Consider the following 4,135-nt stretch of genomic DNA (forward strand, 5'->3'; position numbering starts at 1 on the left):
AGGCTTCGAGTTCGGTGATGTCGGCCTCGTCGAACTGCGTAACATGCGGAATGTTGAGCCAGCTCCGGTGCAGGTTGCGGCCGGAAACCTTCTGAATCTTGGTGAGCGGCTGGGTCTCGATCTCGCCGAACTGGGTGAAATCGACCTCGGGAATGGGCGGGGTCTTCCACCGGCTGCCCGGGCGCTTGCCCGCAACCGAGAGGGCGTGCTTCACAAAATTCTGCACGTCGTCCTTGAGGATGCGTCCCTTGCGCCCGGTGCCGGGGACCTCGGCCAGATTCACGCCGAGCTCGCGCGCAAAGCGCCGCACCGAGGGGGAAGCGTGGGGGTGCTTTGCCCCCTCCGCGAGCTCCGGCGTTTCCTCGGGCTCATCGTCCTCGACGGTTTCCTCGTCTGCGGCCTTCGCAGGCGCCGCGGGTTTGGGGGCTTCCTTTGCCGCGGGCTTCGTCTCTTTTTTGGGAGCCGGCGCAGGCGCAGCCTCTTCGATCTCGCCGGTTACTTCCATTACTGCGATGGGTGAGCCCTTGGAGACGTGGTCGCCCACCTTCACCTTAAGCTCCTTCACCACGCCCCCATAGGGCGCGGGAATGTCCATGCTCGCCTTGTCGCTCTCAAGCACGACGAGGCCCTGGTCGGCCTTGATCTCATCGCCGACGGCAACGAGCAGCTCGATCACCTCGACGCTCTCAAACTCGCCGATGTCGGGTACCTGGATTTCCTTGAGTGCCACGATGTCTCTCTCCGCTCTCAGACCGTCCACGGCAGGGGTTTATCGGCATCGATACCGAACTTCTCGAGGGCCTGGATCACCTTCGAGGGCGGGATCGCCTCTTCATCGGCCAGGCTCTTGAGCGCGGCCAGCGTGACCCAGCGATGGTCGACTTCAAAGAAGTCGCGCAGTGCCTCGCGCGTGTCGCTGCGTCCGAATCCGTCGGTGCCCAGTACCCGGTAGTTGCCCGGCACGAAAGCGCGCACGCGGTCGGCATGCAGGCGCACGTAGTCGGTCGCCGCAACGACCGGGCCCTTGCGTCCCTCCAGGCATTTCGTGATGAAAGGCACCCGCGGCGTCTCCGCCGGGTGCAGCAGGTTCCAGTGCTCGCAGTCCAACCCGTCGCGGCGCAGCTCGGGGAAGCTCGTCACGCTCCAGACGTCGGCGGCAACGCCGAAGTCCTTCTCCAGTGTCTCGGCCGATTTGAGCACCTCGCGCAGGATGGCGCCGCCACCGAAGAGCTGCACGCGCGGTGCGTCGGCCGCGCCCTTGCCCTCGCGCAGCAGGTACATGCCCTTGACGATGCCTTCTTCCGCGCCCCTGGGCATTTCGGGGTGGTGGTAATTCTCGTTGAGCAGCGTGATGTAATAGAAGACATTCTCCTGCTCCTTGTACATCCGGCGCAGGCCGTCGTGCATGATCACGGCAAGCTCGTAGGCGTAGGTCGGGTCGTAGGCGATGCAGTTGGGGATCGCCGCTGCGAGCAGGTGGCTGTGGCCGTCCTGATGCTGGAGCCCCTCGCCGTTCAGGGTCGTCCGTCCCGAGGTGCCGCCCAGCAGGAAGCCGCGCGCCTGGATATCGCCGGCCGCCCAGAGCAGGTCGCCCACGCGCTGGAACCCGAACATCGAGTAGTAGATGAAAAACGGGATCATGTTCACACCGTAGTTGGCGTAGGCGGTGCCCGCAGCGATCCACGAGCAGGTGGCGCCCGCCTCGTTGATGCCTTCCTGCAGGATCTGTCCGGCGCGGTCCTCGCGGTAATACATGATCTGGTCGTGATCGACGGGCTCGTAGAGCTGCCCCTCACTGGCGTAGATGCCGAGCTGGCGGAACAGGCCCTCCATGCCAAAGGTGCGCGCCTCATCGGGAACGATCGGGACGAGGTGTTTGGCCAGTACCTTGTCGCGGGTCATCTGGCTGAGCATGCGCACGAAGGCCATGGTCGTCGAAAATTCGCGATCGCCCGAGTCCTTCAACTGAATGTCGAAGATCTCAAGCCCGGGAACCTCCAGAGGCTCGGTGCGGTTGCGGCGCTGCGGAACAAAGCCGCCCATCTCCTTGCGGCGCTCGTGGAGATACTGCATCTCCTGCGAGTCGTCGGCGGGCTTGTAAAAAGGCGCTTCGAGAATCTCGTCGTCGGAAATGGGAAGCCGGTAGCGGTCACGAAAGGCCTTGAGCGCTTCCTCGCCGAGCTTCTTGATCTGGTGCGTGGGGTTCTGTCCCTCGCCCGCTTCGCCCATGCCGTATCCCTTGACCGTCTTGGCCAGGATGCAGGTGGGCTGGCCCTCATGGGAAGTCGCCTCCGCGTAGGCGGCATAGACCTTCTGGGGGTCGTGACCGCCGCGGTTGAGTTTTTTGATGTCCTGGTCGGTCAGGTTGGCGACCATCTCGCGCAGCTTGGGGTGTTTGCCGAAGAAGTGCTCGCGGCTCCACGCCCCGTCGCGCACGGCGTAGTTCTGGTAGTCGCCATCGACCGCTTCTTCCATGCGCTGGACGAGCAGGCCGTCCTTGTCCTTGGCGAGCAGCTTGTCCCACTGGTCACCCCAGATGACCTTGAGCACATTCCAGCCCGCGCCGCGGAAGACGCCCTCGAGTTCCTGGATGATCTTGCCGTTGCCGCGCACGGGACCGTCCAGGCGCTGCAGGTTGCAGTTGATGACGAAGATGAGGTTGTCGAGCTTCTCGCGCGCCGCCAGCGAAATGGCGCCGAGCGCTTCGGGCTCGTCCGTCTCGCCGTCGCCGAGGAAGGCCCAGACCTTCGCCTTGCTCGCGGGGATGATGCCGCGATGCTGGAGATACTTCATGAAGCGCGCCTGGTAGATCGCCTGAAGCGGGCCGAGCCCCATGCTCACCGTGGGGAACTGCCAGAAATTGGGCATCAGCCAGGGGTGCGGGTACGAGGAAAGGCCCTTGCCGCTGGCTTCCCGGCGGAAGCGGTGCAGGTCGTCCTTGGTGAGGCGCCCCTCGAGGTAGGCGCGCGCATACATGCCTGGCGAGCCGTGGCCCTGGAAGAAGATAAAGTCCTCGCCGTCGGGATGATCGGCCCCCTTGAAGAAGTGGTTGTAGCCGACATCGTAGAGCGTCGCCGATGAGGCGAAGGTCGCGATGTGACCGCCGATACCCGCGTGGTGACGGTTGGCCTGCACCACCATGGCCATGGCGTTCCAGCGCATGTAGGAGCGGATGCGGTACTCCATCTCCGGATCGCCGGGGTTGCGCTTCTCTTCATTCACGTGAATCGTGTTGAGGTAGGCCGTCGTCGCCTTGTAGGGAAGCTGCGCGCCGCTGCGACGCGCCTTGTCGATGAGCGCCTCGATCAGATAGTGCGCGCGCTCGACGCCCTCGGCTTCCAGCACGGAATCGAGCGCGTCGATCCATTCCTCGGTCTCTTTCGGGTCGATGTCACCCCTGTCGCTCATGCGCATCCTCTTGGCAAAATTTGTTGGCGGCGAGTCGTGCCGTGGGCCCCTCCCGGCGGGCGCAGGCAGGCACTGAGCCGGGCTCAGCGATGCGTCGATTATTCCACGTCGGGAGCCAATTGTTTAGTGGGAATGTCTTTGCGCGCGCGAAGCGTTCAACGCATTGCGCCGCGGCCCGCGTCCCCCAGGGACGAACGCGGTTTTACTGAATCGTCACTCAGTTGAGCCCGGATCGAAGACATGGCGCTCGGCATGATAGGAGCTACGCACCAGGGGCCCGGCATCCACGACGCGGAATCCCATGGCCAGTCCCTCTTCCTTGAGGGCGGCGAACTCGTCCGGGCTGACCCAGCGCTTTACCGGGTGGTGCTCTTTCGAGGGACGCAGGTACTGGCCCAGCGTCACAATGGACACCCCGTTAGCGCGAAGCTCGCGCATGGCGGCGAGCACTTCCTCATCGCTCTCTCCCAGCCCCAGCATGATGCCCGACTTGGCCACCAGGCCCGCCGCGCTGGCGCGGCGCAGAATCTCCAGTGATCGATCGAAACGCGCAGCCGAGCGCACCTGGCTCTGCAGGCGCTCCACCGTTTCCAGATTGTGGGAGAAAATATCGGGACGCGCGGCAAACACAAGGTCCTGCGCCCCATGGTCGCCGCCGAAGTCGCCGGTGAGCGTCTCCAGCGTCAGGCCCGGGCAGCGCGCGCGAATCTCACTGATCGTCTCTGCC

At 64.4% G+C, this 4,135-nt stretch carries 3 protein-coding genes; all 3 read right to left on the bottom strand.

Annotated elements, in window-relative coordinates:
- On the bottom strand, nt 1–760 hold a 760-nt coding region (locus tag KDH09_06730), incomplete at its 3' end, for an E3 binding domain-containing protein (GenBank protein ID MCB0219373.1).
- Nucleotides 748–3,408, bottom strand: a complete 2,661-nt coding sequence (gene aceE, locus KDH09_06735; GenBank protein MCB0219374.1) for a pyruvate dehydrogenase (acetyl-transferring), homodimeric type — start codon at nt 3,406–3,408, stop codon at nt 748–750. The genes aceE and KDH09_06730, both read right to left, overlap by 13 nt.
- A gap of 213 nt (nt 3,409–3,621) precedes the next feature.
- Nucleotides 3,622–4,135 (bottom strand): lipoyl synthase (locus tag KDH09_06740; protein ID MCB0219375.1); only part of this gene is annotated, 514 nt, incomplete at its 5' end.

Source organism: Chrysiogenia bacterium (genome assembly GCA_020434085.1).
Lineage (GTDB): Bacteria > JAGRBM01 > JAGRBM01 > JAGRBM01 > JAGRBM01 > JAGRBM01.

Coding starts and splice junctions, on each gene's coding strand:
- aceE (MCB0219374.1), bottom strand. CDS start 3,408: ATGAGCGACAGGGGTGACATCGACCCGAAAGAGACCGAGGAATGGATC.